This window comes from Metabacillus idriensis (genome assembly GCF_009674765.1).
Lineage (GTDB): Bacteria > Bacillota > Bacilli > Bacillales > Bacillaceae > Bacillus_P > Bacillus_P idriensis.
Window position 1 is genome coordinate 1065804 of sequence record NZ_WKKF01000001.1, and the last position, 26365, is coordinate 1092168.

Here is a 26365-nt window from a genome sequence, read left to right on the forward strand (position 1 = left end):
CAGGCAATGAGTACCCATATCCAGAGTTCTGCCAGAGATGGGGAATCATGCGAACGAATGTGTACCCTAATTCCAGGATATTGCTGTGTTTTTTATCTTACCGCATTTCAGCCTGCCTGCGCCAAACGGGCGGGCGATTCCGCATTTCTCGGTGTCCAGCTCCATCGCCCAACTCCTCGGCCAGAACGACTCCGTCTGTAAAGGCAAAAAGCGCCTTTACTGTCGAATTCTTATCTGTCTGTCGGGTCTAAACAGTCGGTTCCGCTTTTCTAGTTAATACCCAAAATCCCAATCCATCTGTTCCTGCCAGACGGTAAATTGAATTTCTGAGAACTTAATTTCACGGTCATTTATTTTATAGCTGCATGTCCCGCATGCTGATTGCTTTTTTAAGTCTGCATATTTTTCTTCTGTTACATCCTCTAAGATTGTCATTTCTTGATTATGATGAAACAATAAAACGGTTCCCACCGAAAAAACACCTTCTTTTATATTGATAAAACTGCTGAAAACACAGAATGTATTTTACCATGTTTGCGGCCGTAATCTAACAAATATAAGAAGATGTCATAAAATCGCCAAAACGAAATCGTTTACAGGAAATTTACAGTTGTTTTTTCATTATTGAGTTGATAAAAAGCATCGGATCGATTGAAACGTATTGCTCTGTAATAAGGGTATAACCTTTTTTAATGAAAAAGGGCTTAGCGGTAATACCTGTACTGACGGTCAGACACTTGTGATCTGCTTCCTTTGCTGTTTCTTCGAGCGCCTGAAGCAGAGCGGATGCCGCTCCTTTTCCCTGATAATCCATATGAGAATACAGAAAGTGAATTTCACCATTATGTGTCAGGGTTCCAAACCCAATAATTTTTTGGTTTTTGGTGGCCACAAGAGTTGTATTCGCCGTCAGCAAATCGCTCCAATTTGAGTAATAATCCATGTTTTTCGGAGCGAGGGCATTCAAATGCATATCGGAATAATCTTTGCGGTTGACTTCATGTACAGTCCCTATATAAAGATTGACAATGGTGTTCAGGTCTTTTGGTTCGAATAATCTAATTTTCATCAGCACCACCGAGTGTTTGTAGTTTTTCTGCACGGGCATCTGCAATTAAATTCTTCAGCCAGGCAAGCTCAGCTTCTCCGTGAAGAATGGACCCTTTAATTAAGTGGATCACTGCCCTTGGCAATTGTTTATAAAAGTCTAAAATGCCAGAAAGCTCTCTAACTCTTTTTTCGGTCAACGTCATTCTTTTTTCAAGGATGTCTGCTATTTCCTGCTGATTTCCATGCAAGGCAAACGCTACGCCTGTAAACAGCGGATGATATAAATTGGAGTCGGTGGACAATTCATCAAGAATCATTTTGTGAAACAGTTTTTTCCCGGAGTCGGTTATTTGATAGATAGTTTTATCTGGTCTGTTTGTATCCTTGATCACATCGACTACTTTTATATACTCCTTTTTGTGAAGCTGCTCTACGGCGTAATAGAGAGATCCTTTTTGCAGTTTCATAAAATGATCCATATGTCTTTGCTCCATCGTTTGTTTCATTTCATAAGGATGGGCATCCCGTTCCATTAAAAGACCGAGAATAACTAATTTCATGGACATCGTGTACCCTCGCTTTACCGAAGCTGATGCAGCACTTTTCAGCTTACTTAAATTATATAGTCTAGTTTGACCATTTAGCAATGATTTTACTTCGTGATTCAAGTATTAAAGGACAGGGAAAGAAAAGATTATGAATGTTTTTTATAAATCTTTCAATTCTTGATTGTATCCTGTAAAATAAAGTGTTTGAAAAAATTATTTCCTTTATGGGGGAAACTAAGTGTTATCTATTATTAAACCTTTACTTGTCAACATTACGATTTTATTTTCGCTGACCTTTAACGCAAATCTATTTTTCCCTTTTAATACAAAGCAAAAGCCTTCTGTAATACAAAGGGTCATTTACGGGCTGATCAGTGCATTCGGGGCTTTGCTTTGTATGGCCTATCCCATTGAAACGCTAGGTGAAACATATTTTGATTTAAGAATGGTGTTTGTCCTGATTGTCACCCTTTATTCAGGCTGGATTTCAGGAGGAATTGTCCTTATTGTAACATGTCTTGCAAGATATTTAATTGGGGGAGACTTCTACCTGATCGGGATTGTCATCACTCTGGCAGCTTATGTAATGGGGCTATTGTTCAGAAAGTATTTTATTCAATCAGAAATGAAGTACATAAGCGGGACGGCTATAGTAGGCACCTATTTTCTCGTCTACATTACAATTATCTATACGTATATTAATTTTCTGGAATTTCAATTTTATTTGGTGTACTTTTTAGCGTTTTATCTTTCCTACATGTCGATGATTTTTATTATTGAGAGCTTGATTAAAACCAATAAACAATTTGATGAAATGGTTTATGTGGATAAACTGACGACAATAGGTCAGATGGCAGCTGCTATTGCTCATGAAATCAGGAATCCAATTACAACGGTCAGAGGTTTTATTCAATATATCCAGCAGGATACAAAGGATGATAATTTTAAAAAATTTTCTCCCTTAATTCTGGATGAATTAGACCGCACGAATAAAATCATCACAGACTATTTACAGCTTGCTAAGCCCCATCATCATGAATTGACCAAAATAGAAATTGATGGAGTTTTAGAAGACATCATAGAGCTATTAAAACCTCTGGGATCTTATTCAAATGTGACTTTAACTTATGAAAGCGAAGAAAAAAGTTCGGTATATGGCGATATTGCGCTTTTGAAGCAATCATTAATGAATGTGATTAAAAATGGAATAGAAGCCATGGAGCACGGGGGTGATATTCAAATTACTAAAAAAACAAATTATGTGAACGGTACTGTGATCATTGTTATTAAAGATGCTGGAAAAGGCATGACAGAAGAGGAGCTGCAGCATTTAGGCCTGCCGTTTTATACGACAAAATCAAAGGGGACTGGCCTTGGCTCTATGATTACGAACCGGCTTATACGTGAAATGAAGGGCACGGTTGAATATGAAAGTGAGATTGGCAAAGGAACAACTGTGACAATCAGCCTCCATTTATTTCAGTAAGGAAGGAGAAACGTACGTTCGCGGAGAAGTGAGTAATAGGGGGGATTTCTATGAAAACAATGGAAGAAATGAAAACTCATTATAACAGCTTTGATTCCTGGATCCTGTCATTAAAGCAAATGAGCAATGAAGAATGGTTTCATCCTATCCAAAAAGGAAAATGGTCTGCTGCAGAAATTGTTTCTCATTTGATTGCCTGGGACCGTTTTACGTTAGATCAGAGACTTGGAAAGCTTAAGGAAAATGCCGTACTGGATCCTTTTCCTGATTTTCAAAGTGTGAATGACAGGGCAGCGGAATATGCAAATAGCGGGATAACTAAGGATGAACTTATTGCTGAATTTATGGAGGTTCGCTCTGCAGCAGTTGAGGGTTTTCTTAAATTTGATGGGGAAGAACATCAATTTCATTTTAAAATTGGAAATCATCCATTTACGATTGCAAGCTACATGGAGGATTTTATCGGTCATGATCTCCATCATAAAGCTCAAATTAATGCCTTCCTTGAAAAAAATGAAAGCACCGGGAAAGCATGACAGATTTTCTGATCCAGGCACTTGCTGCTGCCGGTGCGATTTTTTTGTTCAGTGCTGTATTGATCTTGATAAAAATGAAAAAATAAGCAGAAGAAAACCGCTCAGTTGCCTGAGCGGTTTTCTTGTATTCAGCGGACGATTCCGCATTTCTATTGTCCAGCTCCGCCTTCTAGCCCCTCGGAGAACAAATCCTTCAGCAAAGGCAAAAAGCGCCTTCACTGCCGGATTCTTATCTGTCTGCCCGAGTCTAACCAGTCGGCTCCGCTTTTCTATATTGTATGTGTAATGAAATTTGCAAGAAACAATAACGCAATGACGTATAAAGGCAGCGCTACTTCTCTTGTCCGCTTCATGACCAGTTTTAAAATCGGGTAAGCAATAAATCCAAAAGCCATTCCATCAACAATGCTGTACGTGAGTGGAATGAGCGCGATAATCAGGAATGCCGGAAAGCTTTCCGTAAAATCTTTCAAATCGATGTTTTGGATATTCTGAATCATCAATCCGCCGATTAAAATGAGAATAGGAGCAATGGCACTGTCTGGAATCATTTTGATATAAGGCAAAAAGAACAATGAACTCAAAAACAGCAAACCGGTTGTTATTGCTGTTAAGCCTGTTCTGCCGCCTGCTGATATTCCAGCCGCTGTTTCCACTGTGCTGACAGTGGGACTTGTGCCGAATAGCCCTGCTGTAATGGCAGATATCGCATTTGCCCGAAGCGAGCCTTTGTATCTGTCAGGTCTGTTTATCATGTTAACATGCCCGTGAACAAGTCCGATATTTTCAAAAACGATGACCATCGTCAGTGAAAAAGTCGCTGTCCAAAAGGCGAGATCCGCTATTTTTTCAAAAGACATCGCACCGAAGACTTCAAAATATGAACTCATTGAAAATGCAGATGCCGGACCTTGTGTGCTGTTAATCAAGCCGAAACCTGCAGCAATGGCTGTACCAAGCAGAATGCTGATTAAGAAATTGCCTGGAATGTTTCGCGCAAACAAAGTAATCGTAATAAGCAGGGTAATCAGTGTGACAATCACATGAGGATCTGTAAAGTCGCCCAATTTAACAAATGTCGTGTCGCTGCCTGTTACAATGCCGCCTTTTTGAAGACCAATGAATGTAAGGAAAATACCGATTCCAACAGTAATGGCTTCTTTAAGCGAATTTGGAATAGAAGCGCTGATAATGCCTGAGAGCTTTGTAAACGCAACGATGGCGAAAAGAATGCCGGATACAAAGACAACTGCAAGTCCTTCTTGCCATGAAAGTCCCATCGATCCGCAGATTGTGTACGTAAATAATGCATTAACACCCATTCCCGGAACAAGAATGATGGGAGTATTGCCGATAAAGCCCATCAAAATGCATCCAGCAAATGAAGTTAAGATGGTTGCAATGATTCCTGCTTCAATCGGAATACCGGCGTCAGCGAGAATCGCTCCATTTACGACAACAATGTACACAATGGTAAAGAAGGAAACAATTCCTGCAAGCAGCTCTTTTTTGACAGTCGTGTCATGTTGCTTAAGCTGAAAGTACTTATGCAATTTTTAAAACCTTCCTTGTAAAGTAACCCTCGACCCAACCCGTACAATCGGCGATAGCCGATTCACATATAGCATTATATCAAGCCGCGGGACTTTGTGCATTATCTTTATTTGTTATTTTTAGGCTGTACCTGCACTGCATGTTAAATATTTGTAAATATGCAGGGAGTTCCAGCTCAGGTAAAGAATTTATATGGGAATAAAACTAAATAAAAGTATGGGGGAACTTGTATGGCGCAATTAGATCAACAGCCGGATGCGTTAAAAAAACAGCAGAGAGCATGGCATCTTTATTTTTCCCTTCCGATCCTGTCATGGGCGCTTTATGATTTTGCCAACACCATTTTTTCTTCCAACGTTACAACCATCTTTTTTCCTTTTTATTTGCAGGAAGTGATCGGTGAAAACGAACGCCTGGATCAAATAGCGAGCACTTTTATTTCGTATGCCAATGCTGCTGCAAGCTTTTTCCTTGTTCTTTTTTCACCGCTGTTCGGCGTGATGATTGACAGATCGGGCAGAAAAAAACGATATATTCTTCCATTTACTCTTATAACTGTAGCCTGCACCATATTAATGGGAGTCTTCGCTATGACACGTTTTTCCCAGACCATATTTGGACTTCCCCTGGCATTAGTGTTTGTTATTTTGCTGTTTATCATTGCGAAATTTTTTTACCATTCAAGTTTGATTTTCTACGATTCAATGATATCGGATCTTGGAACACAGAAAGAAATTCCTTTAATTTCAGGTTTTGGGGTAGCGGTTGGTTATGTAGGCACACTGGTTGGACTAACGGTGTATCCTTTTATTGGAGACTCTGGCTATCATCACGCTTTCATTCCGACAGCGCTGATGTTTCTTATATTTTCACTGCCATTATTTCTTTTTGTAAAAGAAGAGCCGATTTTGCAGGAACAGAAAAAGTCTTCTTTCATAAGCGGCTATAAGGAAATTTATCAAACATTTAAAGATATACGTACACATAGGGCCGCGTTTTTGTTCATGATTGCTTACTTCTTTTTAAACGATGCGATTGCCACGGCCATTACGATGATGGCCATTTACTCAAAAGCTATTGTCGGTTTTTCATCAGGCGAGTTTATCCTTCTCTATCTCGTCTCTACAGTTGCAAGCATCGCAGGTTCATTTGTTTTTGGTTATATTACAAAGTCAATTGGGACGAAAAGAAGTATTACGATTGTGGCAGTTATTCTCCTGATCGCTCTTGCTTTCGCGGCATTCGCTGTCAATCCGCTGATGTTCTGGATAGCGGGAAGTTTATTTGGTGTATCCCTTGGTGCAATGTGGGTTACATCCAGAACTTTTATTGTTGAATTGACCCCAAAAGAGAAGAGAGGTCAATTTTTTGGACTTTTTGCTTTTTCCGGCAAAGTCTCATCTATTGCAGGACCGCTCCTGTACGGGACAATTACGCTTGTGCTGGCAGATTACGGCGATATCGCAAGCCGAATTGCCATCGGATCTCTAATGGTTCTTGCTTTAATCGGGCTGATTGTTCATTCATTTGTCCCGCATGAAGATAGATAGCTGATTCGATTATCATTGCCTTCGTCATAAATATGGGTGAGATACTTATGAAAGGTGTGATATCCACGGCAAGGACCGGCTGGTGTGTTGACTCTGCAGCTCCTGCAGATAAGCACAAAAAATTGCTGCTTTATCATCCAATGCAAACATAGCCTCTAATAAAAAGCTTGAGAGCCGTCTCAAGCTTTTTATCTGGTTTCCTTTATAAAAAAGAAGACAGTCCGATAATAAACCTATATGGGATATTTTTTACGGAGAGAGGAAGAATACAATGCAGCAAACCGAGATTTTATTAGAAAGCGGAACAAATGAACTTGAAATCGTCGAATTTACAGTTGCGGGGCTGAAATTTGGCATTAATGTGATAAAAGTAAAAGAAATTATCCAGCTCCAAAGCATCACAAAGGTTCCCCATGCTCATCCAAATGTGGAAGGGATCACTGAGCTTAGGGGAGAAGTACTGCCAGTCGTCGATGCAGCAAAAGCGCTCGGGCTTGATCAAAGTGAAAATCCGAAGTCAGATAAGCTGATTGTGACGGAGTTTAATCAGCAAAAAGTTATCTTTCATGTTCACAGTGTGACACAAATTCACCGGATTTCATGGAGTTTAATCGAAAAGCCATCCAGGCTTTATCAGGGGCTGGAAAGCCAAATAACAGGTGTTGTGAAATGGATGGGCGAGATGATTCTGCTGCCTGATTTTGAGAAAATTATGGTGGAATTGAACCCCGAATCAGGCATTCATATTGATCAAGTGAAAAAAATGGGGATACGGGAACGTTCTGCAAAAAGAATTGTGATTGCGGAGGATTCTCCTTTACTGAGAGGTCTTCTTCATGATACCTTGCAAGAGGCAGGCTTTGTAAATCTTGAGTTTTTTGAAAATGGAAAAGATGCATATGAGTATTTGTATTCATTGTCTGAAGAGGGCAGGGAAGTGAAAGATGAAGTTCAGCTTGTGATTACGGATATTGAAATGCCGCAAATGGACGGCCATCATTTGACGAAACGAATGAAAGAAAATAATAAGCTCGCCGTACTGCCGGTTATCATCTTTTCATCTTTAATCACAAACGACTTGAAACATAAGGGCCAAAAAGTAGGAGCCGATGCACAAGTCAGCAAGCCTGAGATTGCTGAACTGGTTACTATGATTGATCAATATATTCTTTAAAAATTGCAGGTGATCAAAATGAATCTAACAGATAGAGCAAAACGATTTGCAGAAGCCGCTCATGAAGGACAGGTCCGGAGACTTAACGGAGGCCCATACTTCACACATGTTGAGAACACAGCGCTCATTCTCTTTAAAGCTGACTTCAGAGAAGAGGTTGTTGCAGCTGGATTTTTGCACGATACCGTGGAGGATACGGAAACATCACTCCAGCAAATAAATGAGTTATTTGGTGCGGATGTTGCCTCTCTTGTTGCTTTTAATACCGAGGATAAATCATTGACATGGGAAGAAAGGAAGCAGCACACCATACAATCAGCCCTGCATGCCGGTGTTGAGGAAAAGGCGGTTTTAGCGGCAGATAAACTGGATAACCTTGAAAGCCTTTTGAAGGAACACAGGAAGCATGGAGATGATATCTGGAGAATGTTTAACCGCGGCAAAGACAAACAGGCATGGTATCATCGTTCAATTGCTGAAAATCTTTTTAAGAACCTTGAACCTAAAGAGGTTCCGAGTTTTTTCTTCGTCTACAAACGGCTGGTTGAGGAGTTTTTCAGCGAATAGATAGTAACAGCGAAAAGAGCATGCTCCAAAAATGGATCATGCTCTTATTTAGTAACGGTCAGTAGCTTTCGCCCAAACGTTTAAAAACAGGTTTTTTGTATGTAGGAGAAGGTTTTTTAGGAGCTGATCCAGCAGGCGTCGATTCCCTTATGCCAACATATTGCTGCAGCAGCGCTTTAGCTTTTGCTAAAGATAAATGTATTTTTGGGTTCCGGTACGTTTGATTCAGTGAACCAAGATGTGGGAGGTTTTCGAAGTCTTCTTTTGTGGGAGGCATATGAAAATAATATTCTCCTGCAGAGACAAGTACATCTGATTGCTGTTTGCTGTTTCTGGGATTATTGGAAAAGTGGAGACCTTCCTTTTTTGCCTTTCCCTCAGTCAGCAGTTTATGCAGTGCACGTTTTTTAAGCGTATATAAAAATTTAGGGTCCGGGGCTGTTTTTGCATGGCGGTTCACAATATAGATCGCTTTGGCAATATTTTCAGTTGTCGGCTTCAATGGCTGGTTTCGATGATCGTCCATTCTTTCTCTCCTTTGCTGGTTATTTATGCTTACTCTAAATTATACGTTTTCATGTGTAAAATGCAACTTATTCGAAAAAAAGCGCATGAACTGGATGAGTTGATACTATAGCAAAGGATAAGATCTTACAGTATAAGCGGGCTCCTTCGGCAGACCGCTTATACTGATTTTGATTCTCCAGCGTTTTGGTCGTTCATGACATTCAGAAATAGTTCTGCAAACACCGGATCCCATTGGGTGCCTTTTCCTGCCTTGATAATGGACATCGCTTTTTCAGCCGCCATGCCGCGTCTGTAGGGCCGGTCAGATGTCATGGCATCATAGGCATCTGCAACGGCCATAATTCTGCCGAATAAAGGAATGTCAGAGCCCTTCAGTCCTTCAGGATACCCCATGCCGTCATAGCGTTCATGATGATACTTCACACCGGGGATGAGCGGCTCCATCATTTCCCCCGGCTGCACATTTGATAAGATGCCTGCTCCAATGACCGGGTGCTTCTTAATTTCTTCGAATTCCGCGTGCGTCAGGCGTCCTTCTTTCAGAAGAATGCTGTCCCTTATGCCAATTTTGCCTATATCGTGAAGCAGGGCGGATTTGCGGAGGGTGTCCAGGCTCTCTTCGCTTAATCCTGCTTCTCTGCCGATTAAGACGGAATACTCCGCTACGCGGACTGAATGGCCGGCTGTATAAGGATCTCTTGCATCGAGTGCCAATGCTAGCGTTGTATACAGGCTTTCAAGAAGCTGACTGTTAATTTGATCTCTTTCTCTAAGTCCGCGGATCATTTTATTAAAGCCTGCGATCAATTTCGAAAATTCATCAGAATACACTTCATTTCTGTAGGAAAGGATCCCTTGCTCAACCTCTGACATGCCATCTTGGAGCTTTTCAATTGGTTCCGATATATTTTTAAACAATAAAAATGCACCGAACACTGCGAACAAGACAGACACCATTAAGATTAAAATGGCCCAGCTCCAATATTCAGATAAAAGCGGAACGGCATTTTCCTGAAAACGAATTTGTGTGGCCAATGTAAATAAGAGAAGGGGAAAGACCCCAATATAAATCGCACTGTACAGTACCTTCTGCTGAATGGATATATGGATTTCCGCTTCTGATGTTAAATCTGCACCGTGGAGCATAAGCGCTTTATTCCGAAGATTGATCAGCACCTGCTTCACCGCTTTTGATGATAAGAAAAACTCAATGATGCTGTGCATTCCGGCAATCAGAACAGCACCCACTGACGCTAGAAGAGTATAGTAAAGCGGCAGACTGAGCAAATCATACCGGATAAACACTGCTGCCATTAAGACGGCGGGGATTGATAGACCTAAAAGATGGGGGCCGAAAATCCGGTAAACCGTAAGTAATGGAAAGCGATGTGTTTGTCTGAATGCATTCTCGATGGCTTCAATGGATAGATCTCCATTTTTAAATACCCGTTCGATGGGATCTATATGCTTTCTGAATGCAATCCATTCACAAAGCCCCATGCAAACAATGGATATACATAAAATAAACAGCAGAATGCCTATTTCAAAAGCAGAGATGACTAAAGTGGAAAACATGAATAAAGAGCCGATTCCAAAGACAGCGATAAAAGATCCAATAAAATAGTTAATCAGGAGTTTTTTTAAGAAATCTTTATATGTGTTCAAACAGTGCCACAACCTTTAAAGTCAGACTTCCTCAATTATATCGGCCATTTATCCGAAAATTTAACAGGTTTTAGCTGAAAAAGGTAAAAGAGGGGAATCAAAAAAAGACAGCTAGTGCTGTCTTTGATGGCAGTTAAGAGATATGAACCTGTCCTTTCCTGTTTGAAGCGAGACGAGATCTCTTAGCCTGGGAATATTCAAGCTCCCTGCTCAGCTTCGGCAGGGTAAGTGCGTAAAAAAGGAAGACGAGAAGAATAACGGTCGCCATTCCGTAATAGAGATACTCAACATTGCTGATGATTTTCGGGAAAAGTATGGCTATCATCCCGAGGGTGATCGATTGGGCAAACATCATGAGAGGATCAATCCAGCCGCTGACCCGCCCCATCAGCTTAGGATGCACAATTTTCGGCATCCAGCCGCCAATGGCTATATTTATAGGGCCAATGCATGTCCCAATCATAAAAACAGCAGCTAAAAAGATACCCGTATGATCTGTCAAACCTAATATGTATATCAAAATGCCGCTCAGGAAAATCGGATAAATCATCATCTGATGCGGTTTGATTTTAGAGGAAATGAACGTGCCGATTCCGCTTCCGGCAAGAAGTCCGATTCCAAGTGAAATCGCAAAGTATGAAGCGTATTTTTCGTAATTATCAGGGGACAGCTCATACTTCATCGTAAAGATTGGCAAAATGGCAAATGCTCCGTTTACAAATCCAAAAACAAAAAATCCGAAAATCAGAGAAGCTAATAATTTATTTCTGGCAATATAAAGGATTCCATCCTTGAAGTCTCTGTAAGAGGCTCCGATACTGAAATCTTTCCATTTAATTTTTCCATTTGGCAGTCTTGCTTCCATCGGGATTTTGCATCTGCGAATCAGGACAGCAGAGATGACAAAACTGAAAAAATCAACGGCTACAGCTCCTTGCAGTCCGATCGTTTTATAGGCTAGAGCTCCGAGTCCGACACCAAATACCATGAAAATACTGAACAGCATTTGATTCAGGCCAGCTGCCTGGGCATATTGATCTTTGTTCAAAATACTCTGTACAAGGCTTGCTTCTGCAGGATAAAAAAACTTTGTAACCGCACTCCTCAGGAATAATAAGAAAAACACGAGCGGAATGGAATTTAAGAATAATGAGCCAAAAAGAAGGACTGTAAGAAAAGCTCTGATCCAATCACAATTTTCAGCTACTTTTTTCCGGTCAAATCTGTCAGCTACGACACCTACTAAGAAGAAAACAAATAAGGTCGGAAGGGAATACATGAGCTCAGCCATTGTTGCGAAAGAAGGCTGATGGCTGAATCGGTCCAGCAAATAAAAGGCAAAAGCCATATTACCGATTGTCGTGCCCATTTGGGATGCCAAAGCAGCAAAAAAGAGCTTCACAAAATTTCTGTTTTCAAAGATTTTCATTACGCAGCTCCTTATTTTGCAGGATATCGGTCACAGTAGTTATTATAATAGAAAAAAGTTTATTTTAATATGAAGTTTTTGTAAAAAAATGACTGATTCTTAATTGGGTCTTATGATAACCCTAGTACCGTTTGGAACAATCGATCCCAGTTCAAGCACATCCCGGTTTTGCATACGGATGCATCCCCTTGAGACTGCTTTTCCGATGGAGCTTGGATCATTTGTGCCGTGAATGCCATAGTGAATTTTAGACAGACTCAGCCAAAGCACTCCGAAAGGGCCGCCCGGGTTCGGTTCCCGGTTGACAATGACAAAATCACCGATGGGTGTGCCGCTTAACATTTTTCCTACAGCAATCGGGTAAACCTTCATTACTTGTCCGCTGTTATAAAGAGTCAGCGTTCTCTTGCCGACTGAGACTGAAATTGTATACGGGATAGAAGCAGGCTCAGGCAGACCCGGAATAATAATTGGCTGTCCGACGAGCAGCACATTTGGATCAGCCAGATTATTGACTCTGATTAGAACAGCAGGGCTGACCCGGTAGTTGAGCGCTATTGTGTTCAGAGTTTCACCTGGTTTTACTAGATGGACCATAGACAACTCACCGCTTTAACATAATTTTGACTGACTGTGCTACAGCTTATGTCTGAACAGGGTGTTTGTTGCACCGCCGGAATAGATGAGAATTGGCATGCTGTGATATAATTTTTTGTATATTCAGAGGAGTTGAACGAGTGTGATTAAAGAAAAATATGCAATTATCGATATTGGTTCAAATACAATGAGACTTGTTATCTACCAGCGTGATAAAAGTCAGCGTTTAAAAGAAATTGAGAATGTGAAAATTGCCGCACGGCTCCGAAATTATTTAAATGATGACTCCTTCTTAAATGACGAAGGAATCGGGGTTTTAGTTTCAGCTCTTCACAGTTTTCAGGAAGTGACAAGACATCATGATCTGAAAAACGTAAAATGTGTTGCCACTGCAACAATCAGACAGTCAGAAAATAGAGAAGCCATTTTGGCGAAGGTTCAAGCAGAAACAGATTTTTCAATCCGTATTCTGTCTGAATATGAGGAAGCCTATTACGGTTTTTTGGCTGTTGTCAATTCCACTCAGATCAGCAGCGGAATTACAATTGATATCGGCGGGGGCAGCACAGAAATTACATACTTTGAAAATAGAAAACTGATTCATTATCACAGCTTTCCCTTTGGCGCTCTTTCCCTTAAAAAATATTTTGTGAAGCAGGACATTCCGACTGAAAAAGAAGTAGATGATTTAAAGCAATTCCTCTCGAGGGAATTTCATACGCTTCCATGGCTCTCAAATAAAGAATTGCCGATTATTGCAATCGGGGGCAGTGCCAGGAACATCGTGCAAATTCATCAGGCCATGCAGGAATATCCGCTTGCAGGGGTTCACCTTTATGAAATGACTCATAAAAATCTGACAGATGTTCAGCACTTTTTATCTACTTTATCTCTGCATGAACTGCAAAGAGCAGATGGATTGTCAAAAGACCGTGCTGATACAATCATCCCTGCTTCTCATGTTTTTACAGCACTGTACGAAATTGTCCGTGCCGACAATTTTATTTTAAGCAGAAAAGGACTGAGAGACGGTGTTTTTTATGAAGACTTGAGGAAAGGATCTGGTTCGGCCATATTTCCCAGTGTTATTGAAGAAAGCTTTCATGAGCTGCTCAGTGATTATGATATCGATCTTCATCATGTTCAGTATGTAACCAAGATTGCGATAAAGCTGTATATTGACCTTGCTGAAACGGGATTGCTCTCCTTCTCAGATGACGATATTATCTTAATCAGAAGAGCATCATTTGTCTATAATCTTGGCCAGTATATTGACTCTGAATCCAGCAGCCAGCATACTTTTTATTTAATTGCCAACCGGACAATCGATGGTCTTCTTCACAAGGAACGGCTGCAGCTCGCACTGATTGCTTCTTTTAAAAGCAAGTCAGCGTTTAAGCAATATAGTGAGCCTTATAAACACTGGTTCTCTAAACTGGAACAGAGGAATATGATGCTCCTTGGCGCGATCATCAAGCTCGCATACAGCTTAAATGCAACGAGAAGAAATATCATTAATACGCTGAAACTTGAAGTAGATCATGATCGTGTAAAATGCTCTGTCGTTTGTGAAGGGAATTACAGTCCTGAGGAGTATCAGGCAGAGAAGCAAAAAAAGAATTTAGAAAAGATCTTAAAGAAAAACATTGTGTTTCATTTTCAGGAAAGCTGAGAGAAGCACTCCCTGGCCAGATTGAAGTCACCGCATTGTCACGTAATATTCAATCTGGCTGATTCACCTAATAAGTCACTCCTTTTCTTGATATTAAATTTACAAAAACCACATACAATAATTACAATAAATTTACATCCCCATCGTTTCCAAGTGCTATCATAACAGGTGAATCCAAATGACTAATTAAAAAGGGTGACTTTTTACATGAGCACAGTAAACATCGATCAGATATTGCTTGGTAACCCTCTTTATTACAACAACCGCGAATTAAGCTGGCTTGCTTTTAATAAACGAGTATTAGAAGAAGCCATTGATGAACGAAATCCGCTGCTTGAACGGCTGAAGTTCCTCGCGATATTCAGCTCTAACCTCGACGAATTTTTCATGGTCCGGGTCGCAGGGCTTAAAGATCAGGTGAAAGCTGGCTTCAGCAAGCCTGAAAACAAAGCGGGACTTACTCCAAAGCAGCAGCTGTCGCAAATAGCCGAACAGAATCATTCGCTTGTAGAGCTGCAAACCCGCACATTCAACGAGATGATCGTGCCTGCTTTAAAAAAAGAAGGCGTTGCGTTTGCAACCGTCAAAAGTTTATCTCCTCAGCAAAAAAAGATCATAGAGCAGTATTTTGACGAACATATCTTTCCTGTTCTTACCCCAATGGCTGTAGATGCATATCGTCCATTTCCGATGCTGCTGAACAAGAGCCTCAACCTTGTCATCAAACTCGAAGATCAAAACGAATCAATTGAATACCGCACGAAAACCGCTATCGTTCAAGTGCCTGCTGTTTTAGAACGCTTCGTTTCCATTTCTCAGCCTGAAGGCGGGCATGAATATGTTCTTCTGGAAGATATTATTGCCTATTATATTTATAAACTATTTCACGGATTTGACGTGCTATCTGTCACCCCGTTCAGAATCACACGCAATGCAGATATGACGATCCATGAAGAAGGCGCCAGGGACCTTCTTAAGGAAATTGAAAAAGAACTGAAGAAAAGAAAATGGGGAGCTGCCGTACGTCTTGAAGTGAGAAAGGATTTCTATGATTCTCAAATGATGTCCTATCTTCTGGAAGAATTAGAAATTCATAAAAACGATGTTTATGAGATTGATGGGCCGCTTGACTTCACTTTTTTATTTGGTTTTTATAAAGAGCTCAGTACAAAATTTGATCATCTTACATACGAAACATTCATCCCTCAGCCACCGAAGGATTTATCCTCAAATGATGATATCTTTGAAGTTGCTGCTGCTCAGGATTTATTTTTGCACCATCCATATGAATCATTTGAGCCTGTTATTGATTTTGTTTTGGATGCTGCAGATGATCCGGATGTGCTTGCTATCAAGCAGACTCTCTATAGAGTAAGCGGGGGTTCGCCTGTTATTGAGGCCCTGAAGCGTGCAGCGGAAAAAGGAAAACAGGTGACCGTGCTTGTTGAACTGAAGGCGCGCTTTGATGAAGAGAATAACGTCCAATGGGCAAAAGAGCTTGAAAAAGCAGGCTGCCATGTGATTTACGGAATGACCTACTTAAAAACACACAGCAAGATTACACTTGTTGTAAGGCGGAAAAACAGCCGAATTGAGCGGTTTGTCCACTTAGGAACAGGCAATTACAATGATCAGACTGCAAAAATCTACACGGATATGAGTTTAATTACTTCTAATCATAAATACGGAATTGACGCCACCAACTTCTTTAATTATTTGAGCGGTTATACTGAAAAACCGGAATTTCACCATATTTCTGTAGCCCCATTTGACATCCGCAGCGACTTTTTAGAGCTTGTCGATCATGAAATTGACTATCACAAGCACCACGGAAATGGCAGAATCATAGCTAAGATGAATTCACTTACAGACAAAGTCATTATCATGAAGCTGTATGAAGCATCAAATGCAGGTGTGAATATAAACTTGATTGTAAGAGGCACCTGCTGTTTAAGACCAGGTATTAAAGGCATCAGCGAAAATATTAAAGTGCGGAGCATTGTCGGGAGATTTCTTGAGCACAGCAGAATCTATTATTTTCATCAGAATGGAGAAGAGAAATTGTTCCTCTCATCTGCAGACATGATGACCAGAAATATGGAAAAGCGTGTCGAAATTCTCTTTCCTGTTTTTGACGGCAGCATAAAATCAAGAATTTCAAACCTCTTGTCCATCATGCTGACAGACAATGTAAAAGCGCGGGAGCAAGATCCTTCAGGGAACTATCATTATGTCTCAAGATTGGCAGATGAACCTGAAATCGACAGCCAGGCAATCCTTGCACAGCTTTCATACAGGGTATCAGAAGACGAAGAATAATGATTAAGGGTGCACCAGCACTCTTTTTTCGTCTGAAAAAAAGAGTGAGGTTTTAAAGAACTCCTTGTGGTACTATTAGGAAAAATGAGATAAAAGTAGGACGAGGATTTATGCACAAATTAAAGAAAGCAATCATAGAAGACTTTCAGTCAGAGATACATATTGAAAAAATCGAATCGATTATTTTTACGATCATTTTAGAACATATAAAAGACCTTGTATTTTTAATGAAGGTTGATCAGGACCAAGTGCGCTATGTTTTTGTAAATGAGGAAGGCGTGAAGCATGCAGGGCTTGGGGAAGATTATGAAGGTGTGTCTTTGTCAGATGTGATGGATAAGAAAGTTGCCGATCATTTGCTCGAAATGTACAGAGTCGTCATCCAGACAAAGCAGCCGTTCTCCTATCAGGATCAAGTGCAGCTCATCGATGGGTCCGTCATTTTCGGTGAATCTGTTCTTACCCCGATTATGAATGACAAGGGAGATGTCATTTACATTATTTCCGTCACCCGCGATATTTCTGAAAGGATGTCAGAAAAGAAGAAGCTGATTGAAAGTCAGCAGAGATACAAATCACTGTTTGATCATAATATAGACAGTATTTTTTCACTGGATTTAAAGGGGACAATTGTCTCTGCCAATCCAGCAGCAATCGATTTAACAAAAACGTTCACGATTTCGCTGATCGGAAAGTCCGTTTTTGACTTGTTTGAACAGGACAGGGAGAAGATTGCTTCTCTGTTTTCGCAAGCAGTCAATGGAAGAGCCGTTGAGGACGAATCAAAGCTCAAGATGAAAAATCAGGAAATACATCTTCATGTTAAGACCATTCCGATTATCTTATATAACCATATACAGGGCATTTATTTAATCGCAAAGGACATATCTGAGGAAAAACGTCATCATACCCTGATTAAGCATATGGCATATCATGATTCGCTTACAGGCCTGCTAAACCGGACAGCGTTAAAAAAAGATCTGGACAGGCTGCTTGAAGACCAAACCACCCGGGAACTGGCACTTATGTATATCGATCTCGACCGCTTTAAAATGCTGAATGATACAATGGGACACTCGATTGGCGATCTGCTCCTTAAAGAAGTCAGTATCCGTCTGCAGTCGCTTGCAATACCATCATATAAAGTGTACAGGCAAGGAGGAGACGAATTTATCCTCTTATTCAAAAATGCGGGCAAGGTCCTGGCGGAACAGTATTCACAGCAGATTCTTGACTTATTTGCCGAACCAATTCATCTCGGCGGGCTTGTTTATTTTATAAGCCCGAGCATCGGAATTAGCATATATCCTGAAAACGGAAGAGAAGAAGCTCAGCTGATTACAAATGCAGATATGGCTTTGTATGACGTCAAGCAAAGAGGAAGAGGCCGCTTTCAGATCTATCACGCCGGAATGAACCAGAATTCCCGCGGAGTGCTTGCGATTGAAACGGGTCTCAGGCAAGCACTTGAAAACAGCGAATTTTCACTGTTGTATCAGCCTCAGGTTACTTTAAAAACGATGGAAACGAAAAACTTTGAAGTATTGCTGAGATGGAACAGCAAGGTGCTGGGTTCTGTTCCGCCTTCTGAATTTATTCCGGTTGCGGAAGAATCAGGTCTCATGATTCCGATAGGTGAATGGATTATTGAAGAAGTGTGCAAACAGCTTTCAGAATGGAATCTTAAGGGGCACTGTTCTGTAAAAGTCGCCATCAATCTGTCTTCAAAGCAATTTCAGCAATACTATCTGTCAGATATGATTCAGTCTTTGTTTGAGACGTATCACATTCAGCCCCATCAAATTGAATTTGAAATTACAGAGGGTGCCCTGCAAAATCCGGAAGAAGCTCTAGAAACCATGCAGAGGTTAAAACGTCTTGGTGTATCCATTTCCATTGATGACTTTGGAAAGGGCTTCTCATCCCTGCGCTATCTTAAAACATTTCCGATTGATTCCCTGAAAATCGACAAATCGTTTATTAAAGATGTCATGACAGATGAAAAGGACGCAGCCATTATTACAACAATTCTTCACCTTGCAGACAGCCTTACACTTGAAGTGGTTGCAGAAGGAATCGAAACGAAGGAGCAATATTCTTATCTAAAAGCTTTAAACTGTCAAAAAGGACAGGGATTTTTCTTTTCGAAGCCATTGCCTCCGGATGAAATTGAGCAGAGATATCTTAAAGCTAAAGGCGCAGGGTTATAACCTAGCGCCTTTTAGCCTTTTATTAATGTGAACACAGTAATTTCCGGCACTGAAAAAAAGCGATAAGGAAGCCTGGTCGTACCAAGTCCACGGTTCACATAAAGCTTCATAGAATCCAGATCATATAGGCCTTCTGTATAAATGGATGCAAAAGGAGGTGTAATGAGGGGGCCGTATAAAGGAAGCTGGACTTGTCCGCCGTGGCTATGTCCTGATAACTGAAGATCAACAGCATACTTTTTTGCCTCAAGGGCAGCGTCAGGTTCATGGGCAAGCAGTATTGTATAGAGAGTGCTGTCAGCACCGCGCAGCGTCTCACCAAAGTCAGGCCTTCCAAGCATCATATCATCCAGTCCTGCAACAAACATGGAAGCCCCATCAAGCAAAGAGATTCTTTCTCCATTATTTTTAAGCAGTTTGAAATCCGAATCCTTCATGATGGTTTCATAAACAGCCGTTCCATAGCCCCCGTGATCATGATTCCCGTAGATGGCAAATTTCCCTAACGTTGCTTTCAAATTCATTAGAACAGGTGCAATTTGATGCAAATAGCCAAATTGATTCGGCTTATCGACAAGGTCCCCCGTGAAAAAAATAAGATCTGGCGACAGCTGATTTATTTTGTTCACAATCTTAACGAGCTGACTGATCGGATAGTCCCCGCTAAGATGGGTGTCGCTGAATTGGACAATTTTTGTTCCAGCAAAAGCGGACGGCAATTTGCTGCTTGTAATTTCAACTGTTTTTGTTTGAATGAGTTTTGGTTCAATATATCTTGCATAAAAGTAGCCGCCGATGCTTGCAATCAAAGCTCCTGCCATTGTACCGAAGAATCTTTTCAGAAAGGCCCTTCTTGAAATATCTTTTGACACAGTGGTCCTCCTCCGCAAACTTTCTATTTTAATCCATTGAATACAAAGAAATTGAGCGTATAGAAGATCGGACTTGGGTCCTATTACTAAATAATAGTTGAAATAGTTAGAAAATAGAAGAATTATATGATAAAATATGAATGGTCATTCATTTTGGGGGTGTTGTTGATGAAGGATAAAGTATTGATTGTTACTGGCGGTTCAAGCGGGATGGGTAAAGCGATGGCAGAAAATTTTGCCAGACAGGGTGCAAATGTGGTGATTACTGGCAGAACGATTGAGAAATTAGAGGCTGCCAAAGAAGAGATGCAAGGTTTGGAAGGGAAGATCATTCCTTTTCAAATGGACGTCCGTGTACCGGAAATGTCAGAAGAATTGATCCGAAAAACAGATGAAGCATTTGGACGTATTGACGGTCTTGTCAATAACGCAGCAGGGAATTTTATTTGCCCGGCTGAACAGCTTTCAGTCAATGGGTGGAACTCAGTCATCAATATCGTGCTGAATGGGACGTTTTACTGCAGCAGTGCTGCCGGCAAGTATTGGATTGAGAAACAGCAGAAGGGTGCCATACTTAACATGGTTGCTACATATGCATGGGGCGCAGGCGCGGGAGTTATCCATTCTGCTGCAGCAAAGGCAGGTGTCCTGTCCATGACAAGAACGCTTGCGGTGGAGTGGGGCAAGAAATATGGAATCCGCGTTAACGCAATCGCGCCTGGGCCGATTGAAAGAACAGGCGGAGCAGACAAGCTCTGGCAGTCAGAAGAAGCTGCAAAAAGAACGCTTCAAAGTGTGCCGCTCGGCCGGTTAGGCACGCCAGAGGAAATCGCTTCCCTTGCATCATTTCTCTTATCAGATGCAGCCGGCTATATAAATGGCGAGTGCATTACAATGGATGGCGGCCAGTGGCTGAATCAGCATCCGTTCTAATATTTTAAGCCAATGGATTCTCTTTTTTACAGGAGAATCCATTTTTACTTTCGCGTTCGTATCTATCCAAATGTGGTATAATCATACAAAAACAGAGAGAGAAAGTGGGGAATGGCATATGGATCCTTTAGATATTATGACAAACTTAGAGCACGTAAAACCGTTCTATCAAGCCATTTTCAGCGCAGACGAACAAAAAGTGATCGGGTATGAAATACTCGGGAGAATTCAGTTGGAAGAGGAAACGAAAAGTTTAGGGCCTTTTTTTAAGGATGAATCCATTCCCGATGAATACCGGTTAGAAGCAGATAATCACATTTTACATATGGCACTTGATGCTTTTCTCTTAACGAATAATGACACGCTTATTTTCCTTAACCGTGATGCAAATTTACTAATGCTTGATCACGGAGAAAGCCTGCTTGAGCAATTATTTGCTTGGAAAGAAAAAGGCGGAAACCTTGAGAGGATTGTCATAGAAATTACAGAGCACACATTCACAGGCGACATTCGGCAGCTGACACACGTATTCACTTATTATCGTACATACGGCATTAAAATAGCTGTGGACAATGTCGGAAAAGCAAGCAGCAATCTTGACCGCATCGGTATGCTGATGCCCAATATCCTGAAAATTGATCTTCAGCCCCTCAGATTAACTTCACCCCTGCAGACGTATCATGACGTATTATACTCCATTTCTCTTCTGGCGAGGAAAATAGGGGCTACCATTCTGTACGAAGAAATTGAAGTCAATTTTCAATTTCAATATGCCTGGAAAAATGGCGGCCGCTACTTCCAAGGGGATTATCTTCAGACTCCTAAAGAAGAATTAATTGAACCCTTTATGATAAAAGAAAAAATGACACGGGAATTTCATGGATTTATCCAATATGAAAAAAAGAAGCTTCAGCAATTTTATGAAATCTCAGAAGCGTTTCATCAAAAAGTGCATGTGCTGATTACAAAAGAGAATAAACCGGGAATTCCGTTTGATGAACTGATCACAAAGCTATCACAGGAGCTGTCAGACTGCTGCTTTCGGATCTACATTTGTGACGGCGACGGATTTCAGCGATCAGGAAATATTCTCAAACTGAACGAAGCATGGGAATTTCAGCCTGACTATCACATGAAAAACTGGAGCTGGAGACCGTATTTCCTTGAAAATATCATGAAAATGCAAATCCGGAAAAAAGGATTTTTCAGCGATTTATACAGCGACATCGAAACAGGCGAAACCATCCGGACCTTCTCCTACCCAATCGATCAGCAGCACTATCTTTTCTTGGATTTGCCGTACTCATACCTATACGAAAATGAAGCCCTTTTGTAATAATTTCTTTTGGTTGTGTCATTCTAATAAGAAAAGCGGAGCTGGAGAAATAAAAAGCGGATTCACCACAAGGGCATCGTAAATCCGCTTCGTACATGTTCTTACTTAAATAAGGAGTGACACAATGGATAAATTCACAATGGCACTTGCTATTCTTGCTTTCATGATTGTTGCGGGAGGACTTCTCTATACGATCAGCGTGGGAAGACTGGTAGATGCAAGAAAAAGTGAAATGGATACACAAATTAATGAAAAGATTCAAAAGCATCCATACCTTCGAAACCCGGTTTTTCTAACATGGATCTTTTTTTTAGGGTTCTTATTACTTTTTGTTTTCTATCTGGCCTTTACAAGATCATGGTGAAAAACAGCGGCATTTGCTGCTGTTTTTTTTATTGATTGAAATTTCAGGATTATCCTTTTTTTATAAGGGTAATAAATAATATAAGAGAAATTGTCAGAATATGATGGTATTTTGTGGATGAAAATGGAGCAGAAACGACAATTAGTCTGATAAAATTTAGAGACTAAGACATAAGATGCGAAAAAAAAGGTGGGAGGATTAAAAATGAAATTCATTTCAAGCACATTCACCGCACTTATTTTATTTTTTGGTTTTGGACATGCAGGCTTTGCTCAGTCATCGTTTAACAAAGAAGACGCAGCTGAGCTCGCACGGGAGGCAGCTCAGACACAACTCAATCTGACGGAAAATGAGCGCTCCCTTGAAGAAATCGAGCAAGCATTGGATCCATACTTTACAGATGAATTTATTGATGGATATATGAAGGAAAATGTACACAAAGGTAATGAAAAATATATTGTGTATGGCAGTGATTTCACACCATACGGCATTCCATTTTTTAATTACGATGAAAACATGAAGTTCAGCAGTGAGAACAGCAAGCTGAAGCTTTATCAGTTTTTCCCCGCTGAAGACGAGGGGCCTGTGAGTTATGAGGATCATTTTGAAACCGTTGAATTTACCAAGGAAGACGGAAGCTACAAAATTTCTTCCATTCAATATTCTGATCAAGAGCCCAAAGCAGAAGCAGCTGAAGAAAAAAAAGAAGATGATTCAGCAATCAACGTAAGCATGCTTTTCACAAACACTTTTGAAGATTTAAATGAAGCTGAACCTTTTCAAAATAAACAGGATCTTTCGTTTTTATGGACATCTTATTTTAAAGCCAAGAACTTTTTAACGGCTTATTACCAGCCAGATCAGCAAATGGATTCTGCCTATTACGGTGAGTAAAACACAGGGACAGCTGTTCCTGTGTTTTTTAGAGTCTATATCCGTCAATTTGAGAGAGAAAATTCCCTGAATTGACCAAACAGGTCCGTTCAGTCAAATAATCCTGCTGGAATACGGTATAATGGGGAGATGAAATGACCGGAGAGTGCTTGCAGACCGAAATAAAAGAATAAGACAAATCTACCCCTACATGCCATCTATAGGAAGGATAACTTCAGGGAGAGGGGATATTCGGATGATAAAGCGATTTAATCGGCTGCTGATTGAACTGCCGAAGCCAAAGTATGCGGATCTAAATGCGGCAGCGGCTGTACAGGAGTTATTGGGCGGGAAATTCGGAGAGATGTCGGCTCTGAATAATTATATGTATCAGTCGTTTAATTTCAGGCAAAAGAAAAAACTTAAGCCTTTTTATGATCTTGTTTCAAGTATTACCGCCGAGGAATTTGGCCATGTTGAGCTCGTTTCAAACACGATTATTTAATGCTGTCAGGGTCTACTTATCCTGCACCTCCGGACTTGGCACCGATGCAGGAAGCTGTAAATAAACGAAATACCCAGCATTTTATAGGAACAGCCCAAACCTCTTATCCATTTGATTCAATGGGAAAACCGTGGACGGGAGAGAACGTGTTTAACAGCGGAAACTTAGTCCTCGATCTGCTGCATAACTTCTTTTTGGAGTGCGGTGCAAGGACACATTAAATGCGTGTTTATGAAATGACCGAGCATCCTGTAGCAAGAGAGATGATTGGCTACCTGCTCGTACGCGGAGGAGTGCATGTCATTGCGTATGCAAAAGCTCTAGAAGTCATAACGGGTGTAGATCTCGGGAAAATGCTTCCGATTCCAAATCTTGATAATAAAGCATTTGCCCATGCGAAAAAGTTTGAAGATCAAGGGGTACATCTGCGGTTATATACATTCAGCGATACGGATTATAAAGACATTGATAAGATTTGGAAAGGCACGCATCCTATAGATGGCCAGCCTCTGAAAGTTTTCGACGGAATGCCTGCGGGAGCTCCGATGCTTGAATTAAACGAAATTCCCGAAGAATTTGCCCCGGGGATCTCAAAAGAGGATTTTGATGAAATTGCTAAAAGACTAATGCGTTCAGCAGGCATATAGAAAGCCGGCCATTACAGGTGGCCGGCTTTTAAGTGTCTTACGAAAGTTCCAGCAGCTTTTCAAGCTTTTGCAGATCAAACCCTGCTGCAATTTCTCCATCAACTGTAACAGTAGGGGTTGAATAAGACTTAAACTCGTTTACCATTTTGCTTCTGGCATTGGCGTCTTTAGAAACGTCAAATACCTTATAATCAATCTTATGATGATCTAAAAATTGTTTGACAATCTGACATGGCGGGCAGTCAGGCTGTGTGTAGACTTCAACGCGTTTGCTATGTGACATACAGACTCCTTTATGTATCGGATTTCATTTTCTTATAAAACGTATCAACAAGGCCCATGGCGCAGACAGATAAATCTAAAGCTAGTATGTCATACACCCGGTGAGACCTCGGAATCCCCTGCTGATCCAAATAAGAAAATACTTGATTTTGAAGCTCTATTTTAACATACTCTGCCGCATTTTCTAAAGAGAATGGTTTGGACTGCTCCATGCCTTTTTGTGCACATTCTAGGAAGATCGGCAGCCATCGTCTCATAGCGTCTATGGCGTGCTGTGGATTTGGGCTGACACCGTAATGACTGAAATGAAGGGCATTTAATTTTAAGCTTTCATAAAAAGCAGCTGATTTCGCCATTGCTTCCGGATCAAATTGATTAGGCGAAGTAGACGGCAAATAAAATTCAAGCCCATCAGGAAGCAGCTCCTGATAAAAAATTCCGATTGTATCACCAGTGAACATACTGTTGCTTTTATGGTCAAGGATACTGAAGTGATGGTTGGCATGTCCAGGTGTATCATAAAAAGTTAGAACAGAATCCTGGCTTATCCGGAGTGACTCACCGTCATTCATTATTAAAATCCGGTCCTCTGAAATCGGTACAATCGGGGAAAACAATTCTTCAAATTTTTCTCCGTATACAGCTTTTGCTCCTGCAATTAAACGAGATGGATTAATTAAATGTCTCGCGCCTTTCGGATGTACAATCACTTTTGCATTTGGACAGCTTTCAAGCAGTAAACCCGCGCCCCCAGCGTGGTCAAGGTGGATGTGTGTAACAACGATATTGGATATATCTTCTAGTTTTATACCAAGTTCCTTTAACCCATTTTTAATATACGGGACAGAAGGACTTGATGAAGGCTCAAAGAGTGTGATATCCTCTTCAAGTAATACATAGGAACTTGTCCGACCCGTCATCCCTAAATCATGACTATCAATGATTGCTAAACGTTCATCAATTTTGGTTACAAGCGACATTTATCTTAACCCCCTTGTGATCGATAAAAAAATTGGTTTCTCCCATCACTACCATTTTAAATTTGCAGACTCTTATTGTAAAGGAGATGCGAATATTCTGACTTATTTTCAGGCTAAAATGGATGGATAGAATAAATAAGGACGCACAAACTAGAGGCGAAGGCGGACCTCAAGTTGACTCACTCTGTTGGAGGTGATACTAATGTCACAGCTTTTAGGTATCATTACTAGACTTCAAAGTCTGCAAGAAAACGCGACTTCAAATGAACCCAACCAGCGCTTCTTTGAAGTAGAGGGTGAAAAACGTTGCAGTGTTAAATACTTTGATAAAACCGATACGTTCGAATTAGAAGTATTTCAAAAAGATGAAAAGCCTCAAACTTATCAATTTGACAATATCGATATGATCGCAATTGAAATTTTTGATTTGCTCCAATAATAGGAGGGAACTGATGAATACGAAACCAAGCGTCATTTGTCCGAATTGTCATGAGCAGCGGCCTCTCGATGAGGTGCTGACTGCCCAGTCCAATCAAAATGTCATTTATTCGTGTTCCAACTGCAATTATCATATGCGTAATATTCAAACGAAAAAAGGTTAAGCAGCCAAGTTTATTGGCTGTTTTTTTGTTTTTTCAGGCGAGTTCGAATGAATGGGACAGAAAAATCAGTTCAGCGTCTAATGAAG

The 26365-nt window shown here is 40.7% G+C and carries 25 protein-coding genes and 1 pseudogene; 15 read left to right on the forward strand and 11 right to left on the reverse strand.

Annotated features, from left to right (window positions below; translation table 11 throughout):
* Positions 1-273: 273 nt before the first annotated feature.
* The 3 genes from GJU41_RS05220 to GJU41_RS05230 all read right to left on the reverse strand — a co-directional run bounded on the left by GJU41_RS05220 (position 274) and on the right by GJU41_RS05230 (position 1616).
* The gene (locus tag GJU41_RS05220; protein ID WP_070877110.1) at positions 274-471 is read right to left on the reverse strand and encodes a hypothetical protein; all 198 of its coding nucleotides are present in this window, start codon (positions 469-471) and stop codon (positions 274-276) included.
* 133 nt (positions 472-604) lie between these two features.
* The gene (locus GJU41_RS05225; protein ID WP_070877109.1) at positions 605-1069 is read right to left on the reverse strand and encodes a GNAT family N-acetyltransferase; all 465 of its coding nucleotides are present in this window, start codon (positions 1067-1069) and stop codon (positions 605-607) included.
* Positions 1059-1616 carry a PadR family transcriptional regulator gene (locus GJU41_RS05230; RefSeq protein WP_070877108.1) on the reverse strand — a complete coding sequence of 186 codons (558 nt, stop codon included), beginning with the start codon at positions 1614-1616 and terminating at the stop codon, positions 1059-1061. Before GJU41_RS05230 ends, GJU41_RS05225 begins: the two co-directional genes overlap by 11 nt.
* Before the next feature lie 220 nt (positions 1617-1836).
* Here GJU41_RS05230 and GJU41_RS05235 point away from each other — a divergent pair, with 220 nt between their 5' ends.
* Together GJU41_RS05235 and GJU41_RS05240 are read left to right on the forward strand one after the other, a co-directional pair.
* Positions 1837-3084: an ATP-binding protein gene (locus GJU41_RS05235; protein ID WP_170292724.1), complete on the forward strand. Its 1248-nt coding sequence runs from the start codon at positions 1837-1839 to the stop codon at positions 3082-3084.
* A gap of 50 nt (positions 3085-3134) precedes the next feature.
* Positions 3135-3620: a DinB family protein gene (locus GJU41_RS05240; protein ID WP_070877106.1), complete on the forward strand. Its 486-nt coding sequence runs from the start codon at positions 3135-3137 to the stop codon at positions 3618-3620.
* 269 nt (positions 3621-3889) lie between these two features.
* Here GJU41_RS05240 and GJU41_RS05245 read toward each other — a convergent pair whose 3' ends face one another.
* Positions 3890-5173, reverse strand: a complete 1284-nt coding sequence (locus tag GJU41_RS05245) for an NCS2 family permease (RefSeq protein WP_070877105.1) — start codon at positions 5171-5173, stop codon at positions 3890-3892.
* A 231-nt stretch (positions 5174-5404) separates the two neighbouring features.
* Between GJU41_RS05245 and GJU41_RS05250 the strand changes: the two genes are divergently transcribed.
* From GJU41_RS05250 to GJU41_RS05260, 3 genes are all read left to right on the forward strand, one after another.
* Positions 5405-6724 carry an MFS transporter gene (locus GJU41_RS05250; protein WP_070877104.1) on the forward strand — a complete coding sequence of 440 codons (1320 nt, stop codon included), beginning with the start codon at positions 5405-5407 and terminating at the stop codon, positions 6722-6724.
* Positions 6725-6995: 271 nt separating this feature from the next.
* On the forward strand, positions 6996-7898 hold the full coding sequence (locus tag GJU41_RS05255; protein ID WP_154318111.1) for a chemotaxis protein: 903 nt from the start codon (positions 6996-6998) through the stop codon (positions 7896-7898).
* A gap of 18 nt (positions 7899-7916) precedes the next feature.
* Positions 7917-8465 carry an HD domain-containing protein gene (locus GJU41_RS05260; RefSeq protein ID WP_070877102.1) on the forward strand — a complete coding sequence of 183 codons (549 nt, stop codon included), beginning with the start codon at positions 7917-7919 and terminating at the stop codon, positions 8463-8465.
* A gap of 58 nt (positions 8466-8523) precedes the next feature.
* Here GJU41_RS05260 and GJU41_RS05265 read toward each other — a convergent pair whose 3' ends face one another.
* The 4 genes from GJU41_RS05265 to GJU41_RS05280 form a co-directional block, all read right to left on the reverse strand.
* Complete coding sequence (locus tag GJU41_RS05265; RefSeq protein WP_070877101.1) at positions 8524-8991, reverse strand: YkyB family protein; 468 nt, start codon at positions 8989-8991, stop codon at positions 8524-8526.
* Positions 8992-9149: 158 nt separating this feature from the next.
* The gene (locus tag GJU41_RS05270) at positions 9150-10658 is read right to left on the reverse strand and encodes an HD domain-containing phosphohydrolase (protein WP_070877100.1); all 1509 of its coding nucleotides are present in this window, start codon (positions 10656-10658) and stop codon (positions 9150-9152) included.
* 133 nt (positions 10659-10791) lie between these two features.
* Positions 10792-12087: an MFS transporter gene (locus GJU41_RS05275; protein ID WP_070877099.1), complete on the reverse strand. Its 1296-nt coding sequence runs from the start codon at positions 12085-12087 to the stop codon at positions 10792-10794.
* Between the two features lie 99 nt (positions 12088-12186).
* Entirely contained in the window at positions 12187-12684 is a 498-nt protein-coding gene (locus GJU41_RS05280) for a L,D-transpeptidase family protein (protein WP_070877098.1), read from the reverse strand.
* 142 nt (positions 12685-12826) lie between these two features.
* Here GJU41_RS05280 and ppx point away from each other — a divergent pair, with 142 nt between their 5' ends.
* The 3 genes from ppx (at position 12827) to GJU41_RS05295 (ending at position 18885) form a co-directional block, all read left to right on the forward strand.
* Positions 12827-14356, forward strand: coding sequence for an exopolyphosphatase (gene ppx, locus GJU41_RS05285; protein ID WP_170292725.1), 1530 nt, complete (start codon positions 12827-12829; stop codon positions 14354-14356).
* A 207-nt stretch (positions 14357-14563) separates the two neighbouring features.
* Positions 14564-16675, forward strand: a complete 2112-nt coding sequence (locus GJU41_RS05290; RefSeq protein ID WP_070877097.1) for an RNA degradosome polyphosphate kinase — start codon at positions 14564-14566, stop codon at positions 16673-16675.
* 110 nt (positions 16676-16785) lie between these two features.
* The gene (locus GJU41_RS05295) at positions 16786-18885 is read left to right on the forward strand and encodes a sensor domain-containing protein (protein WP_154318112.1); all 2100 of its coding nucleotides are present in this window, start codon (positions 16786-16788) and stop codon (positions 18883-18885) included.
* Positions 18886-18896: 11 nt separating this feature from the next.
* Here GJU41_RS05295 and GJU41_RS05300 read toward each other — a convergent pair whose 3' ends face one another.
* Positions 18897-19706, reverse strand: a complete 810-nt coding sequence (locus tag GJU41_RS05300; RefSeq protein ID WP_154318329.1) for a metallophosphoesterase — start codon at positions 19704-19706, stop codon at positions 18897-18899.
* Positions 19707-19925: 219 nt separating this feature from the next.
* On the opposite strand from GJU41_RS05300, the gene fadH reads away from it, so the two are divergent.
* The 5 genes and pseudogenes from fadH to GJU41_RS05325 all read left to right on the forward strand — a co-directional run bounded on the left by fadH (position 19926) and on the right by GJU41_RS05325 (position 24415).
* Positions 19926-20690: a 2,4-dienoyl-CoA reductase gene (fadH, locus tag GJU41_RS05305; RefSeq protein ID WP_154318113.1), complete on the forward strand. Its 765-nt coding sequence runs from the start codon at positions 19926-19928 to the stop codon at positions 20688-20690.
* Between the two features lie 118 nt (positions 20691-20808).
* Positions 20809-22026 carry an EAL-associated domain-containing protein gene (locus GJU41_RS05310; protein ID WP_154318114.1) on the forward strand — a complete coding sequence of 406 codons (1218 nt, stop codon included), beginning with the start codon at positions 20809-20811 and terminating at the stop codon, positions 22024-22026.
* A 124-nt stretch (positions 22027-22150) separates the two neighbouring features.
* The gene (locus GJU41_RS05315; protein WP_070878011.1) at positions 22151-22390 is read left to right on the forward strand and encodes a hypothetical protein; all 240 of its coding nucleotides are present in this window, start codon (positions 22151-22153) and stop codon (positions 22388-22390) included.
* Between the two features lie 204 nt (positions 22391-22594).
* Positions 22595-23284, forward strand: a complete 690-nt coding sequence (locus tag GJU41_RS05320; protein ID WP_154318115.1) for a DUF3993 domain-containing protein — start codon at positions 22595-22597, stop codon at positions 23282-23284.
* A 235-nt stretch (positions 23285-23519) separates the two neighbouring features.
* Positions 23520-24415, forward strand: a pseudogene (locus tag GJU41_RS05325) (manganese catalase family protein).
* Between the two features lie 37 nt (positions 24416-24452).
* On the opposite strand, the gene GJU41_RS05330 reads toward GJU41_RS05325, so the two are convergent.
* Both GJU41_RS05330 and GJU41_RS05335 read right to left on the reverse strand, forming a co-directional pair.
* Positions 24453-24698: a glutaredoxin domain-containing protein gene (locus GJU41_RS05330; RefSeq protein WP_154318116.1), complete on the reverse strand. Its 246-nt coding sequence runs from the start codon at positions 24696-24698 to the stop codon at positions 24453-24455.
* Between the two features lie 10 nt (positions 24699-24708).
* Positions 24709-25677 (reverse strand): MBL fold metallo-hydrolase, encoded by a 969-nt coding sequence (locus GJU41_RS05335; RefSeq protein ID WP_154318117.1) that lies wholly within the window; start codon positions 25675-25677, stop codon positions 24709-24711.
* A 202-nt stretch (positions 25678-25879) separates the two neighbouring features.
* Here GJU41_RS05335 and GJU41_RS05340 point away from each other — a divergent pair, with 202 nt between their 5' ends.
* Positions 25880-26116 (forward strand): YkuJ family protein, encoded by a 237-nt coding sequence (locus GJU41_RS05340; protein ID WP_070878018.1) that lies wholly within the window; start codon positions 25880-25882, stop codon positions 26114-26116.
* 13 nt (positions 26117-26129) lie between these two features.
* Positions 26130-26279, forward strand: coding sequence for a hypothetical protein (locus GJU41_RS24620; RefSeq protein ID WP_165970932.1), 150 nt, complete (start codon positions 26130-26132; stop codon positions 26277-26279).
* Positions 26280-26365: the final 86 nt, after the last annotated feature.

Coding starts and splice junctions, on each gene's coding strand:
- GJU41_RS05310 (WP_154318114.1), top strand. CDS start 20,809: ATGGATCCTTTAGATATTATGACAAACTTAGAGCACGTAAAACCGTTC.
- GJU41_RS05320 (WP_154318115.1), top strand. CDS start 22,595: ATGAAATTCATTTCAAGCACATTCACCGCACTTATTTTATTTTTTGGT.
- GJU41_RS24620 (WP_165970932.1), top strand. CDS start 26,130: ATGAATACGAAACCAAGCGTCATTTGTCCGAATTGTCATGAGCAGCGG.
- GJU41_RS05315 (WP_070878011.1), top strand. CDS start 22,151: ATGGATAAATTCACAATGGCACTTGCTATTCTTGCTTTCATGATTGTT.
- GJU41_RS05265 (WP_070877101.1), bottom strand. CDS start 8,991: ATGGACGATCATCGAAACCAGCCATTGAAGCCGACAACTGAAAATATT.
- GJU41_RS05230 (WP_070877108.1), bottom strand. CDS start 1,616: ATGTCCATGAAATTAGTTATTCTCGGTCTTTTAATGGAACGGGATGCC.
- GJU41_RS05250 (WP_070877104.1), top strand. CDS start 5,405: ATGGCGCAATTAGATCAACAGCCGGATGCGTTAAAAAAACAGCAGAGA.
- GJU41_RS05290 (WP_070877097.1), top strand. CDS start 14,564: ATGAGCACAGTAAACATCGATCAGATATTGCTTGGTAACCCTCTTTAT.
- GJU41_RS05260 (WP_070877102.1), top strand. CDS start 7,917: ATGAATCTAACAGATAGAGCAAAACGATTTGCAGAAGCCGCTCATGAA.
- GJU41_RS05340 (WP_070878018.1), top strand. CDS start 25,880: ATGTCACAGCTTTTAGGTATCATTACTAGACTTCAAAGTCTGCAAGAA.
- GJU41_RS05280 (WP_070877098.1), bottom strand. CDS start 12,684: ATGGTCCATCTAGTAAAACCAGGTGAAACTCTGAACACAATAGCGCTC.
- GJU41_RS05275 (WP_070877099.1), bottom strand. CDS start 12,087: ATGAAAATCTTTGAAAACAGAAATTTTGTGAAGCTCTTTTTTGCTGCT.
- GJU41_RS05330 (WP_154318116.1), bottom strand. CDS start 24,698: ATGTCACATAGCAAACGCGTTGAAGTCTACACACAGCCTGACTGCCCG.
- GJU41_RS05300 (WP_154318329.1), bottom strand. CDS start 19,706: ATGGCAGGAGCTTTGATTGCAAGCATCGGCGGCTACTTTTATGCAAGA.
- GJU41_RS05295 (WP_154318112.1), top strand. CDS start 16,786: ATGCACAAATTAAAGAAAGCAATCATAGAAGACTTTCAGTCAGAGATA.
- GJU41_RS05240 (WP_070877106.1), top strand. CDS start 3,135: ATGAAAACAATGGAAGAAATGAAAACTCATTATAACAGCTTTGATTCC.
- GJU41_RS05255 (WP_154318111.1), top strand. CDS start 6,996: ATGCAGCAAACCGAGATTTTATTAGAAAGCGGAACAAATGAACTTGAA.
- GJU41_RS05335 (WP_154318117.1), bottom strand. CDS start 25,677: ATGTCGCTTGTAACCAAAATTGATGAACGTTTAGCAATCATTGATAGT.
- GJU41_RS05225 (WP_070877109.1), bottom strand. CDS start 1,069: ATGAAAATTAGATTATTCGAACCAAAAGACCTGAACACCATTGTCAAT.
- fadH (WP_154318113.1), top strand. CDS start 19,926: ATGAAGGATAAAGTATTGATTGTTACTGGCGGTTCAAGCGGGATGGGT.